14 protein-coding genes are annotated in these 12,252 nt (G+C 38.3%); 5 read left to right on the forward strand and 9 right to left on the reverse strand.

Annotation, left to right across the window (positions count from 1 at the left end):
* Nucleotides 1–62: 62 nt before the first annotated feature.
* Nucleotides 63–1,289, forward strand: a complete 1,227-nt coding sequence (locus BMZ31_RS00090; RefSeq protein ID WP_090829696.1) for an MFS transporter — start codon at nt 63–65, stop codon at nt 1,287–1,289.
* Nucleotides 1,290–1,344: 55 nt separating this feature from the next.
* On the opposite strand, the gene BMZ31_RS00095 is transcribed toward BMZ31_RS00090, so the two are convergent.
* Nucleotides 1,345–1,881, reverse strand: a complete 537-nt coding sequence (locus tag BMZ31_RS00095; protein WP_139205901.1) for a DinB family protein — start codon at nt 1,879–1,881, stop codon at nt 1,345–1,347.
* A gap of 123 nt (nt 1,882–2,004) precedes the next feature.
* On the opposite strand from BMZ31_RS00095, the gene BMZ31_RS00100 reads away from it, so the two are divergent.
* Entirely contained in the window at nt 2,005–2,268 is a 264-nt protein-coding gene (locus tag BMZ31_RS00100; RefSeq protein WP_090829697.1) for a DUF2533 family protein, read from the forward strand.
* A gap of 463 nt (nt 2,269–2,731) precedes the next feature.
* On the opposite strand, the gene BMZ31_RS00105 is transcribed toward BMZ31_RS00100, so the two are convergent.
* Nucleotides 2,732–2,923, reverse strand: a complete 192-nt coding sequence (locus tag BMZ31_RS00105; protein ID WP_090829698.1) for a hypothetical protein — start codon at nt 2,921–2,923, stop codon at nt 2,732–2,734.
* A 198-nt stretch (nt 2,924–3,121) separates the two neighbouring features.
* On the opposite strand from BMZ31_RS00105, the gene BMZ31_RS20165 reads away from it, so the two are divergent.
* Entirely contained in the window at nt 3,122–3,259 is a 138-nt protein-coding gene (locus tag BMZ31_RS20165) for a hypothetical protein (RefSeq protein WP_175477957.1), read from the forward strand.
* A 476-nt stretch (nt 3,260–3,735) separates the two neighbouring features.
* Here BMZ31_RS20165 and BMZ31_RS00110 read toward each other — a convergent pair whose 3' ends face one another.
* Entirely contained in the window at nt 3,736–4,857 is a 1,122-nt protein-coding gene (locus BMZ31_RS00110; RefSeq protein ID WP_175477958.1) for a thermonuclease family protein, read from the reverse strand.
* A 204-nt stretch (nt 4,858–5,061) separates the two neighbouring features.
* On the opposite strand from BMZ31_RS00110, the gene BMZ31_RS00115 reads away from it, so the two are divergent.
* Nucleotides 5,062–5,709 carry a glycosyltransferase gene (locus tag BMZ31_RS00115; protein ID WP_090829699.1) on the forward strand — a complete coding sequence of 216 codons (648 nt, stop codon included), beginning with the start codon at nt 5,062–5,064 and terminating at the stop codon, nt 5,707–5,709.
* A gap of 184 nt (nt 5,710–5,893) precedes the next feature.
* A complete protein-coding gene (locus BMZ31_RS00120; protein ID WP_090829700.1) occupies nt 5,894–6,328 on the forward strand; it encodes a hypothetical protein in 435 nt (144 codons plus the stop codon).
* 113 nt (nt 6,329–6,441) lie between these two features.
* On the opposite strand, the gene BMZ31_RS00125 is transcribed toward BMZ31_RS00120, so the two are convergent.
* The 6 genes from BMZ31_RS00125 to BMZ31_RS00145 all read right to left on the reverse strand — a co-directional run bounded on the left by BMZ31_RS00125 (nt 6,442) and on the right by BMZ31_RS00145 (nt 12,240).
* Nucleotides 6,442–7,176: a polysaccharide deacetylase family protein gene (locus BMZ31_RS00125; protein ID WP_090829701.1), complete on the reverse strand. Its 735-nt coding sequence runs from the start codon at nt 7,174–7,176 to the stop codon at nt 6,442–6,444.
* Nucleotides 7,177–7,287: 111 nt separating this feature from the next.
* Nucleotides 7,288–8,235 carry a nucleoside hydrolase gene (locus BMZ31_RS00130; RefSeq protein WP_090829702.1) on the reverse strand — a complete coding sequence of 316 codons (948 nt, stop codon included), beginning with the start codon at nt 8,233–8,235 and terminating at the stop codon, nt 7,288–7,290.
* A 328-nt stretch (nt 8,236–8,563) separates the two neighbouring features.
* Nucleotides 8,564–9,040, reverse strand: coding sequence for a GNAT family N-acetyltransferase (locus BMZ31_RS00135; protein ID WP_090829703.1), 477 nt, complete (start codon nt 9,038–9,040; stop codon nt 8,564–8,566).
* 2 nt (nt 9,041–9,042) lie between these two features.
* Nucleotides 9,043–10,545, reverse strand: coding sequence for a M81 family metallopeptidase (locus tag BMZ31_RS00140; RefSeq protein WP_090829704.1), 1,503 nt, complete (start codon nt 10,543–10,545; stop codon nt 9,043–9,045).
* Nucleotides 10,542–10,670, reverse strand: coding sequence for a hypothetical protein (locus BMZ31_RS20845; RefSeq protein ID WP_302846818.1), 129 nt, complete (start codon nt 10,668–10,670; stop codon nt 10,542–10,544). The genes BMZ31_RS00140 and BMZ31_RS20845 overlap by 4 nt, the downstream gene beginning before the upstream one ends.
* Before the next feature lie 121 nt (nt 10,671–10,791).
* Complete coding sequence (locus tag BMZ31_RS00145; RefSeq protein WP_254778528.1) at nt 10,792–12,240, reverse strand: aldehyde dehydrogenase family protein; 1,449 nt, start codon at nt 12,238–12,240, stop codon at nt 10,792–10,794.
* Nucleotides 12,241–12,252 lie beyond the last annotated feature (12 nt).

The following is a 12,252-nucleotide window of genomic DNA, read 5'->3' on the forward strand; positions in this document are numbered from 1 at the left end:
CTTTTTCTTCCTCTTTTTAAAAATTATAATTTTTATAAAACAAAGCGTAAAGAGGGATTAATATGATTTCAGCAATAAAAAAATCTCAACCAATCAAAAGGCAAGCCGCCTGGCAAAACCCTAATTTTCTAATATTGTTAATATCCGGAACCATCGTCACTTTCGGAAGTAAAATCTATGAACTTGCATTGCCATTGATTCTTTATAGTACAACGTCTTCTCCGGTCGTGATGTCGACCATGAGAGGAATTGAATTTCTGCCGAATCTATTTTTAGCCATGTTCATTGGTGTCCTTGTAGATCGGGCAAGGAAAAAACGCTGGTCACTATGGATGATCACCCTTCAGATAGTTATCTTGCTGGTTTTATTCCTATCCATACACTATGGAAACGCACCAATCCTGCTTTTTTATATTTGCGGTTTTTTTCTGATGACCTTCAACTATGCATTCCTAAATGCCCGTGCCAGCATGGTCAAACTGGCACTTCCAAACGAAATGCTCACATCTGCCAATGCAAGCTTTAACCTGGTCCATAATTTTATTGGCATCATGGGCCCCGCTCTAACAGGATTGATTCTTATGCTATCTTCCTTGCATATGGGGTTGCTTATCACCGCCATATCTTTCATGTTTTCCTTTATGATTCTTCTTTTAGTAAAAGCGGACGAAAATGTGGGGATCGCCAAGAAAGAAGGATTCTGGAAGGAATTAAAAGAAGGCTGGGTGGAACTCTATCGTAACCAGACACTTTGGCTTGTCACCATTGCTGTCGTCTTCCTGAATTCAACAGCGGGTATGGTCGATACCACAGTTATCTTTTATGCAAAGGATGTCTTGAAACTATCAAACGCAGAGCTCGGTGTGTTACTCTCAACGGCTGGAATTGGTGGTTTGCTAGGAAGCTTAATCATTGGAAAAGTCCGTGCAAAATGGACGACAGGAGTAGTAACCACTGTCACTACACTGTTGTTAGGTTTCACCTACTTAATGATGTATTTCGCTAGCAATCCTTATGTTTTGGGAGTTTCACTTTTGTTAAACGGTGTATTCAGCACGATTTGTTCCCTCTGCATCTGGACCTTCCGTCAGGAATCCACACCGCACCATTTAATCGGTAGAATTAGTGGCATCACCGGCTCTGCTTTTAAACTCGGTATGCCATTCGCCATTTTTGCAGCAGGTTGGATCTCTGAACTCGCTAATCCAGAATGGGTTTTTCTTCTATCATTTATTGGTAACATCCTTATTTTTATCTTTTGTCGAATGAGCCTCCTCTGGAAAAAATAAGAATAAGCAAAATGCAGCTATTAGCACTTTTCCAATAGCTGCATTTTGCTTAAATCTATTTCATTATCGGCTGCAACTTCTTGATCATACGAATCTGACCTCGATGACTTAATTCATCTTCGAATACATGGAACCATTTGAAATAATTATTTGCTTTTTGATGATTCCAAAAATCGCTTTGCTCAAAAAGCCATTCATCAGAAAGTGCTTGGAATTTCTCGAATGTGTACCTTCGAACGTCTTCTAATTCCTTTAAATAATATTCAAGTGGCTGACCTCGAAAAAGTTGTTGCCCCTTCTCCCCTAGCTCTAAACCAGCAAGGATTTCTATTTCTTCATCTTCGTTCATTTCCCTATTCTCGAATGTATGAATTTGATAGTATTTTTCTACAGCTGCAAAGTGTGCCAGCAACATCCCGATCGAGTTTGCCTTAGGATGGACCAGAAAATCCAATTCTTCAATCGTTAATCCTTGTACCGCTCTAAGTGTAGTATCACGAGTGTAGTTCATCATTGAAACAAGATGGCTAAAAGTTGGGGTAAAACCTTTCTTATCATCAATCAGAAACAATGTCGTTTTATCCATTTTCATCCCATAACCCCATTTCCTGTATTTAATTAAACTATATCGCATTTCGTTCAAAGGTGGCAGACCTTTTTATGTAGATGATATAATGATGAAATCCGTTAACTTATTTAGATTAGGAGAATGAAAATGAGCGTACATAAAGCTATCAGCCAACATGTTGGAGGACAAAATAGAACGATAACCGAATTCTTGCAGCTTGATCAATATCGTGAAACTCTTATTGAAGAAGCGCTTGAACTTTGTAAACAAAACAAGCCTTTCAAAACAGATAGAATCAATGAGGTTACAAAAGAGATGAATGCTCTTAATATGAAAGGTGAACTACCAAAAAGGAAATTGGTTAGTGTTGAGATGATCATGGATTATGTTAATTCCCATAGAAATGGATAAAACCATTTGACAGTTTCAGGAATCAATGATAATATAGTCAAGTATGCTTTTAATCTATTGAAAAGTAACTTGGAAATCTCACATTACGCAAAGTTAGATGTACTGGCATTCTACTTTGTTTTTTAGATACAACTATTCACAACTGGATCGGCTTCGGAGCCGTAAGGACGTTTGAGAGGTAGGGCTAACGTCGTTTAGGTTAAAACGAACCTTCGTTTTATGCTAAAACCACCAGGGTGGAATTTGAACCGCGGCAATTTTCAAGAGAAAATATTTAAAGACACTGACATTGCGTCACGCAAGTTACTTACAATCATGCACAAAGCATGATTCATAAAAGCAAAAAAGGCAGAGGATCGTTGCAATCCTTCTGCCTTTTTCAATTTCACAACTTACACCTTTCCCTAAATGAAAATAGTATTTTCTAGAGCATGGTGTGCTATCCAATAGAAAAGCAAGCAAATTAAAGCCACCTTCCCGGACTATTCTTTTCTTCTTCAGTATCTTTAAGTTGTTTTTTTAATTCTTTCAACTCATATCTTAAAGCTTTAACAGACTTTGAATGGTCAATTCCCATGCTAACAGCGTATACAATGAATAGAAACAGACCGACTAAACCAACAAAGCCATAAAATATAATCAGAATAAAATCCAAGACTTTGTCACTCCCCAAAAAATAATGGCACTCTATATCATTATATCACCATACATGAATATAAGAAGAAAATATGTTCTTTGACTAACAGAACGAGAGATCAATAAGGTCATCTCTTAACAAGAAATTCATCACCACAAATATTTACGGAAATTTCCCCCTTCCCTTTGCATATATATTTTTCAAGGAGGGGTTAATATGGCTTATTTGTGGATTGTGACACTCGGTATCTTGATTTGTCTAACCATTATCGGCGGTGTTTTCTTCGTCTTAATCAAGTTGTCCCTCGACACGGATGATTCAAGCAGAATCGACTCTCCAAAACAAATTGAATAAATGGCTATTTTATGAGGTTGCAGTTATACTGCAGCTTTTTTTATTTATTTAATACTCGAATCATTTGAGAAATTTCTCTTGTTTTGACAATCATTTTGGCATCTATCTATGATTTACATTAAAAATTCCCACCAATGAAATAGACTGTTGGAAAAATCGTCACATATTGAAGACGAAGGAAGTGTAAAAAGTAGTATTTAGTATCTATTTTCACCCCTGATTCAGAAAGTAGATTATTGAAGAATTTCTATTTGTAAAACTGTAAGGTTTATTTGTGTAACTGTACACTTTATTTGTGTAGAGGATTAGCATTTTATTTGTGTAAAACCCGGTTTCTTTTGTAAATGCCCCTTTCAGACAAAAAAGCACAGTAACTAGGACAAATTTTATACATTCTTTTCGGCCAACAAAAAAATCGAGTATAAAATCTTTGTGATTTCATACTCGATTTCTCTTTTTTTAGTTAATTCTCCACGTTATCTTTCACATGCATAATTATCTTTATCACGGTCATGCTTTGAATCGTATGCAGGATGTGTTGATGGGACCCCATCGGGATAGACTTTACGCAGTTCCGTACAGTTTTGGTAGGACTCAGTCGCACTTGAAGTGGCTGGTGTTTGAGCAGTTGTTGTATTGTTTGAAGAACTACTTGATGTACTTCCGGATGAAGTAGTACTCGCTGCTTTCGTTGTATCCAGATCCCCTTTAGTCGTACCCTCATCTGAAATCGCCCAAAGACCTTTGTTCGAATTGCGCGCTTCACGGGCAAACTTCATGAACATCTCACTGTATTTGACATCAGGATTGTATGTTGAAGGCTCTGCATAACCGTTCAATACTAAGTCAGCATTAAACATTTTGGCACGGATTTCGCTTTCATCCATATCGTTCGTAGGAATATCAAGCCACACCACTCGAAGTAAACGACCATATCGGTCTGTTTCCGATACGTCCTTTTGAACCCAAACTTCTTTGTTCGTCAACTTTGAAGAAGTATAGTTACTTGCTTCTTTTCCGTATTCTTCGATTTTAGTGGTCGATTCAGGCGTATTAACACCGATCAAACGGATTTTTCTGCCGTCCGTCGTTTCCACTGTATCACCATCTACGACTCTGCCAATCGTTACTAATTCAAGATTAAGGCTTTTCGCAAGTTCTTCTTTTTGTTTAATAAGTGCTTCCTGTTTTTCTTTTTCAGCTGCTTCTTGAGCTGCTTTTTCATCAGCTACTCTCTGTTCTTCCGCTTTTTTGGCTTCCTCAGCCTTTTTAGCTTCTTCTTCCTTCTTTTCTTTTTCTGCTTTTTCCTTCGCCTTTTTTTCAGCAAGCTCTTTAGCTTGATTCTCTACCTTCGGCTTTTCTGTTTCCTGTTCCGGAGCTTCCATGGTTGAAAGACCAATAATGAAAGTTAGCAGAATTCCTGCAGTCATCACCCAACCATATTTCTTAAATGAAGTATTTCTTTTTAAATATGCCCATCTTAAAAAAAGGCCGACAATGAAAATATTCACTCCTATAAATGCCCATGGTGCTGCAATCCCTAAAGATAAAAGTAGGAGCAAAATGATTACAATAGCTATATTCTTGATTAATCTCACTTCGAATTTCCCCCATTTTTTCAAAATTCCCCTCGACAAGTATAGCGTATTTTTATATTAAATAGGCCAGTTTCTGTAAAATTAATCAGTTTTCCACTATAACAATATGTGGATAAATGAATACTTACTTTTAGACCATGAATGGAATACGGAACTTTTATCCAAAATAAGTAGGAATTCACTTTAATAAAGGAGATTATAGACATGAGACATTGGATGATTAAAATAGCGATCGCTCTATTTACTCTCTCACTTGTATGTATTCCACAAAATGCTAACGCAGAGAGTAACAATAGGATTCAAACCAAGAGCGTAAGTGCAAAAGAATTAAAGCTTCATGATAACATGAGAAAATTATGGATTGAACATGCGGTTTATACGAGGGATTATATTAAGAGTGCACTTGCTGGTCTTGAAGATCAAGAAGTTGTGTTAGCTCGATTACTTAAAAATCAAAAGGATATCGGCAATGCAATTAAGCCATTTTATGGGAAAGCCGCTGGAGACCAACTTGGACAACTTCTAACGGATCATATTGTGATTGCGGGAAAATTAGTGGCTGCTATCAAGAGCAATGATCAGGTTTCCATGACAAAATTCAATAAAGAATGGTACAAAAATGCAGATGATATCACTGCCTTTCTTTCAAAAGCAAATCCTTATTGGAAAAAAGACGAAATTAAAAACATGTTATATATGCATTTACAACAAGTGTCAGACGTGGTATCTGCTCGTTTTAAAAAGGATTGGAATGCAGATATCAAAGCTTTCGATCACGGCACAGCACATTTAATCCAATTTGCTGATGTGTTATCTAAAGGTATTATGAAACAGTTCCCTCAAAAGTTTTAATATTTGAAACTCCACCCTTTTGGACCCCTAGTGGTCCTTTTTTCGTTTATAGATTTCAAAAACATTAAAATTATATCGTTTTAAAAATCCACGAATGACTATCTGCAATCGTACAAGTCCCCCATCTAGTAACGGAATATACTAAAATGATTGGAAGAATAAAAGATAGGGAGGTTTGAAATATATGAATATTAAACCTGTACTGACATTCAAAACTTCAATGGGTAGTCAATACTGGTTAGATGAAAAAGGTCGTTCCCAGAGATTGAAATCTTTTCATCCTGGACATGGTGTTGAAAACCAAGGATTGCAGGAACCATATGATCATATCTTCTTTGTTAACAATAGTGATGCAGATTATTTAGATTTGGCTACAAACCATCGAGGTAACTGGAGGATGATCTTCCGAAAAGGTAAGATTGCAATCATAACAATTGGTTCCGATAATAAGTTATCTATTATTTCTGGTCCATTTGATTTTAGTTACAAACCAAAACTTGGTTTGGCACCTATAGAGATTAAGGAATTAGAGTATAAAGAGAGCGTCCAGGGATATTTTGTGAAAGACTCTTTTCATATCGGCAATGAAATTGTAAAGTTGAAATATTTGAATCAGTAGAGATGTAAATTAGAAATCGTATACCTGTTCATTCTGTAGCAACTATATGATTCTTTTTAAAAGATTTCCCCATCGCTATAATAAAAAACGGTTACCATGAACCGTAACCGCCTTCATTCTCCTTCAACGATCTTTGCAAATTCCTCCAGACTCGTCGAGTACTTGACATAAATTCTAGGCAAAACATAAAGTTCGTCTTTCATGTTCTCTTCAGAAAAAAGGCTAGGGGTGGTTGTAAGTCCGAACCGATAGTATTTCTTTGTTTCTGCTACCACTTTTTTATTAAAATTACCGTATGGATAAGATAGTGCGGTAACATCTTTACCTGTTATTCTTTGGATCTTGTCTTTGGATACCTTCAATTCATATTCAATATCTCTTATTTTCGTCAAATCAGTGTGTGTGGCAGTATGTGACTGAATAGAGAATAAGTCCGAATCACTCATCTTTTTCAAATCAGATTCCGTTAATCTGTTTGAATGACCGATAAAGTCAGAAATAACAAAAATCGTACCTACTGGTTTAAAGTTGGCGCTTTTTAATTTTTGAAAAACCGCAAATGCATGATGATTGTTTTTGTAACCGTCATCAAATGTAATGAAAATTGGCTTCTTTACTTTATGAATATCTTTCCACCGATCAAAAGTTAATAATGTGAAGCCATGATCTTGTAAATAGATCATTTGTTTCTCAAAATTCTTCGGAGTTACATATAACTCCTTGGACCCGAGTCCTTTAAAATCATCAATGGAATGATAAACTAATATGGGCACTTTTCGTTGAGCAAACCCTTGTGAGGGGAGAATTAAGAACAAAACGCTTAGGACAAACACTGTCACCTTCTTCATAAAATGCCATCCTCTTCATCTTTTCAAGTTATTGTTCCACAACAACTAAGTTCTATTATGATTATTCCTATGTTCGTTCAGAAGAAGGTGATTATTTTAACTAGGCAAACTCTATCTCTTTTTTAAGAGAGTTTCCAAAATACTTCTTTTAAAGGCTTCATAATCAAATTGAAAAGCTACATTATGCATTTTATAGTCTGGATTAGCTTCAAAGCGAAAGTCGGCAATGCTTTGTCCAAATCCTTCCCCTCTATCAGGAATTACTTTAACAGGAACTTTTGAAATGCTTACAAACTCAGGATTCAACAAAAACCAAATTGTCATAAAATCATGCATTGGACTGCCTTTAATACCAGGATTTGTTTTGGTGTAAAACTTATAGTAGAAGTCCAGCATAGGTTTGATAATCAGTCCAGCAGGATCCAGAGTTTTTTGGTGGAATTTATCGATTGTTTCAACCATCTCGGGAGTAACAAGTGCACGTTGTGTGATGTTTAATGGGATAATCGTCAAGTTTTTGGCATGTTGCAAAATTAAATTGGCTGCATAGGGGTCATTATAAAAATTCGCCTCTGCCACAGCTGTTACATTTCCTGGATAAAAGAACGCTCCTCCCATGCAAATATATTCTTTCACGTTCTTCATCTTTTCTAAATTTATGATAAATGCAGTTGCTAACGAAGATAGTCTTCCAAGGTTGATGATTGTAAGGTCCTCAATATTTTCATCAATGATTTGATAAATATCATTAATAGGGTAAACCGGATAGGGAATGTCTGGTGGGGTAATAGGACCTAACCCTACTTCTCCATGCACTTCTGGAAAATACTGAACCGAGATACCGGTTAAAGGGATGGAAGCACCTAGAAAAACGGGGATTTTTTCTTGTCCCATCAGGTATTTTATGTAATTGATATTCCTTATTACATTTGTTCTCGAAACATTTCCATAATCGGCAACAATCCCTACAATTTCTACACCTTTATGGAAGAAGGCATATATAAGGGCAAAAGCATCGTCTATACCTAAATCAGTGAAGAGTAAAACCTTTTTTGGCATACACATTCCTCCTTCTATGACAATGTATATGACAGCAGGAATCTTGATAATGACAAAAAGGATTAAACAAAGGTACATAGCTTTCATTTAAAGGCTGTTTTCGCAGTGATTGTTGCTTTTACGAATAATGATACAACACGAATAAATTCTTATTTCGTGCTCTTTTCCTCAATATTAAATTCTAAACGGTAAACTCTTTTGGGTTTCAGTAATCAATAACAACAAAGTTTACGAAAAGAGCCTATTTAAAAGAGGAATAAACAATTTGAGAATGTTGCCGCAAAAAAAACACATGCCATCTCATCATGGCATGTGGTGTAATACATTCTTATAATACCTTCTCCATATAATAACGATCTTCCCCGACTCCGAACTCTGAATATCTCGTTTCTTTCACTTCGAATCCTTCTCGTTCGTATAGCTTTACTGCAGGAATGTTTTTCACACTTACGGTTAAACAAACGAGTGAAAATCCGTCTTGTTTCAGAATAGAGTAGACTTCACGCATAAACTGTTTGCCAACACCTTGCCCTTTATGATCTGAGCGAACATAGTATCCGAAGATGTAGGCTTTATCAGGATTGTTATAATCCCTCATACACTCACAAACGGCGACAGGACGATTATCGTCTTGTTTTTTGTATAGAATGAGTTTCCCGTATCGAGCGATGGGTACCAGTGTTTGTTCATCAATGGCACCTGTTCCCGGAAAGGCATCCTTCTCTAGCTCCATCATCATGATTTGTTCATCCGGTGTTAATTTCGTTGGAACTTCAACGTAAAAGGGTTTATTCACAACTGTCATTTTTAAGCCTCCTCTTCAACTGAGTACTGTATATCTTTAAGTGGCCATATATCTTTAGGTATATTTTTATAAGGAAAATGACTCAAATCATTTGAAGCTACGCCTGGAGCATCTACATAAATTACCTTGCTAATCAATGGATCGAAGGCTGCTCTGAAGTGATTTTTCACCTTTAAGCCCATAATTTTATAAGAAGTTGGTTCAATTCCAATATGTCGGAACATCTCAGGGTCATTTGCTGACATCGGACGACCTATTAGTAAAATATCCAATTCACCCACTTGAACGTAAGCTGCACCTTTGACGTCTACACGCAAATGTTGATTGAAAGGACCGCTATTGTAAAAAACACCATCTGATATCGCAACAACCTTGGCATTCACTTTTACTGGCTGCCCGAACTCTGGAGAAGTTTTTCCGCCAATCTCCAATTCAACGATACTCCCGACTCCAGCATTCCTACATCGCTTAATCGATTCTGGGTCAGTTAACCCGCCAAACAAAGTTTTTGGTGCATTCACATGAATGAATTCTTGGAGAAGTTTGGTCGTATCTCCGCTTCCGCAGCTAAGTGGATTATCAGAAATATCGGCCAAGACAATCGGCTTAGACTCTTCCATCCCCACTGCAAGGTTCATACCTTCCTGAACACTTGGAAGGTTCATGATGAAATCTTCTTTTAGTTCCCAGAACTTATTACTGAGTCGTTTCGCGGCATTCCGAGCGCTGAGTTTATCTTTTCCGATAACCAGGACACTCGCACCCACCATTGGGATATCTGAATACGGAAATCCACCGAAAACAGAGGCATTTTTTATGGATGAGTCTGTTTCAAGTTCTAGTGCAAGCTGGATCATTTCCTGCATAGGACCTTCTTCGGTCCTCATATTGATGGAAGGCGGCATCATCGGCAGTTTGATAAAAGCTGACTCATATCGATTCCCTTCCAACACATGTTCAACCATGATTCGGGCTGCCTTTACGCCTTGATCATACATATCCACGTGCGGATAGGTTTTAAATCCAAAATGATAGGCGGTGTGCTTCAACATGTCTGCACTCAGGTTTGCATGCATATCCAAAGTGGTAGCAATCGGAATCTCGCTCCCAAGCAAGCCTCTGATCTCCCTCAGAAGCTTTTCCTCTGGGTCAAATATTCCCTCCACCACCATTGCCCCGTGCAGGGCGAGGAGCAAACCGTCAAGCTGACCTGCATCCCCGATTGCTGCTAACATTTCTTGTTCAATTTGATCAAAGGCTTCTCTCGTTACCATCCCCGAAGGAGTCGCTGCTGCACATAATAAAGGTACAATCTCAATTTCCTTGAACCTATTTAGAACATCCAAAAAGCCGCCCACTTCTGTTTTTGTATCGGTATAGGCAGTAAATATTTCGTCTCCTTTAAAATATCCTTCATCATAAAATGCTTGAATATCGGTTTTTAAAGGAGCAAAACTGTGAGATTCATGATAAAAAAAGGCAATCCCAATTCTAAGCTTTTTCATAAAGCCACTCCTTGCTTGCTTGTTGATCCTCCGTTCCAGGCACTCGCTTTCCGCGGACGAACTGGCAAGCCTCCTCGCTCGTACCTCACTGCGGGGTCTTTCCAGCCCGTTTTTCCGCAGGACATGGAGGAAACTCCTTTGAAGTGACAACGCACGAAGATAATGCGTATGCATTTTCGAGGAGTCTCGCGCCTTCCACTCCAATCAACAAAGTGCCAATACAACAATGATCTTTCATCTTACACCTTAATAAGTCGTATAAATCGACTTCCATTCTGTCATTACATCAAATGCATGATGTGACACTTCACGATGACCATTTCCGGATTGCTTTGTTCCGCCAAAAGCAACTCCAAGCTCTGCATTTGATGTTCCATTGTTAATATAGACGAGTCCGCTTTCAATTTCTTTCGCTCCGCGGTTTGCGAAGTGAAGGCTGCTCGTAAATAAGGAAGTGGATAGTCCATAAATCGTGTCGTTATTCACTTCAATGGCTTCTTCAAAACTATTAACTTCAATGAAAGCAAGAATTGGACCAAAAATTTCTTCCTGTGCGACAGAATCGCCCTTTTTGACATTACTTAACACGGTAGGTTCATAGAAATAACCTTGTTCGCTCGCTAGTCTCCTACCTCCACATTCGATAACTGCACCTTCTTGAACAGCCAGGGATACATACTTTTCCACTGTTTCAAGTTGATTTCGATTTGTTAGCGGACCAATGTCTACCCCAGCTTCTAGGCCATTTCCAGCTTTCAACTTTCGGCTAATGGCGACAACTTTATTAAGCAATTCCTCTTTTACATCCGATTCCACGATAACTCTGCTTGCAGCTGTACATCTTTGCCCAGTTGTTGTAAAAGCAGCTTTGACAATGGCTTCTGCCGCAAGATCTAGATCCGCATCCTTTAAAACGATGCAGGCATTCTTTCCACCAAGCTCCAAAGAAACCCGCTTTAACGTTTTAGCAGCTGTTTCAGATAACTTAATCCCAACCTCCGTAGAACCGGTAAATGAGATTACCTTCACGTCCTTGTGTTCCGCGAGTTGTGCACCTACTTTACTGCCTGCTCCAGTGATTAAGTTCAAAACACCTTTTGGCAGACCGACTTCATGAAATACCTCCGTGAAGATTTGTGCGGAAAGAGCTACCTCTGACGCAGGCTTCCAAACGATTGTGTTTCCACTGATTAGAGCAGCCAATATCTTGTATCCTGCTAATGCAACAGGGAAATTCCATGGCGTGATGCAAGCTACAACACCTACTGGTTCACGGACCATCATAATGTGGCGATTGCCTGCACCGGAAGAGACCGTTTCTCCAAAAAGGCGGCGCCCTTCACCAGCCATATATTTGCATGTTTCAACAACGACTCCAACTTCGCCTAATGATTCAGCTAGTACTTTTCCCATTTCTTTCGTCATCGTTTCAGCTAAATATTGCTTTTTCTCCTCAAAGAGCTGGGCTGCTTTCCATAAATATTGGGCCCTCTCTGGGAGCGGGGTATTTTTCCATGTCTTGAAAGCGACTTTTGCACTTTCAACAGCTTGATCTATTTGTGCGGGAGTAGCAACAGCCAGATACCCTTCAACTTCTCCTGTTGCTGGATTCGTACTTTGAAAGTAATCCTGATTATCTTCTTGTGTCCAAACTCCGTTAATATACAATCCTTTTTTCGTCGCTTGATGAAGCAATCCAATCCCTCC

It is taken from the genome of Bacillus sp. cl95, assembly GCF_900115925.1.
Taxonomy (GTDB): Bacteria; Bacillota; Bacilli; order Bacillales; family Cytobacillaceae; genus Neobacillus_A.

Excerpts from the sequence above, each read along its gene's own strand:
- BMZ31_RS00090 (WP_090829696.1), top strand. The coding sequence starts at position 63 with ATGATTTCAGCAATAAAAAAATCTCAACCAATCAAAAGGCAAGCCGCC.
- BMZ31_RS00095 (WP_139205901.1), bottom strand. The coding sequence starts at position 1,881 with ATGAAAATGGATAAAACGACATTGTTTCTGATTGATGATAAGAAAGGT.
- BMZ31_RS00100 (WP_090829697.1), top strand. The coding sequence starts at position 2,005 with ATGAGCGTACATAAAGCTATCAGCCAACATGTTGGAGGACAAAATAGA.
- BMZ31_RS20165 (WP_175477957.1), top strand. The coding sequence starts at position 3,122 with ATGGCTTATTTGTGGATTGTGACACTCGGTATCTTGATTTGTCTAACC.
- BMZ31_RS00115 (WP_090829699.1), top strand. The coding sequence starts at position 5,062 with ATGAGACATTGGATGATTAAAATAGCGATCGCTCTATTTACTCTCTCA.
- BMZ31_RS00120 (WP_090829700.1), top strand. The coding sequence starts at position 5,894 with ATGAATATTAAACCTGTACTGACATTCAAAACTTCAATGGGTAGTCAA.
- BMZ31_RS00125 (WP_090829701.1), bottom strand. The coding sequence starts at position 7,176 with ATGAAGAAGGTGACAGTGTTTGTCCTAAGCGTTTTGTTCTTAATTCTC.
- BMZ31_RS00130 (WP_090829702.1), bottom strand. The coding sequence starts at position 8,235 with ATGCCAAAAAAGGTTTTACTCTTCACTGATTTAGGTATAGACGATGCT.
- BMZ31_RS00135 (WP_090829703.1), bottom strand. The coding sequence starts at position 9,040 with ATGACAGTTGTGAATAAACCCTTTTACGTTGAAGTTCCAACGAAATTA.
- BMZ31_RS00140 (WP_090829704.1), bottom strand. The coding sequence starts at position 10,545 with ATGAAAAAGCTTAGAATTGGGATTGCCTTTTTTTATCATGAATCTCAC.
- BMZ31_RS20845 (WP_302846818.1), bottom strand. The coding sequence starts at position 10,670 with ATGTCCTGCGGAAAAACGGGCTGGAAAGACCCCGCAGTGAGGTACGAG.